The organism is Vibrio sp. 1402 (assembly GCF_033340275.1).
On sequence record NZ_JAWOWE010000734.1, the window covers coordinates 1 to 513 of the forward strand.

The window sequence follows — 513 nt, forward strand, 5'->3', positions numbered from 1 at the left end:
CAACTTACCTGAGCATGGTGGTGCATTGATTGTGTGCAATCATGTGAGCTACATGGATGCCCTGTTACTGAGTGCCGGATGCCCTCGTTTGATTCGCGTTGTGAGGGAAGAAGATTACGCCAACCTGCCGCCGCTAAGACGCTTTTTACGCCGTGCTGGCGTGATACCAATTTCTGCTAGCAACCGAAGTTCTATTCGTCGAGCATTTAACGACGTCGAAGAAGCTCTCAATGAAGGCCATATTGTCTGTATCTTCCCTGCAGGGCGATTGACCTCCGATGGCGAAATGAACGACTTCATGCGTGGCATCGACATTATTCTGCGTCGAAGCCCAGTACCTGTGATTCCGATGGCATTGAAAGGATTGTGGGGCAGTTATTTTAGCCGCGCTAAAGGACGAGCATGCAGAGGGTTCCCGACTCGCTTCTGGTCCAAATTGGAAATTGAAGCTGGCGAACCGGTAGATCCTAGCTCAGCCACCGCACAAACTATGTTCGAAAAAGTACACGCATT

Annotated in this window: 1 protein-coding gene; it reads left to right on the forward strand. The window is 50.3% G+C overall.

Annotation, left to right across the window (positions count from 1 at the left end; all coding sequences use genetic code 11):
• On the forward strand, positions 1-513 hold a 513-nt coding region (locus R7044_RS28200), incomplete at both ends, for a 1-acyl-sn-glycerol-3-phosphate acyltransferase (RefSeq protein WP_225456400.1).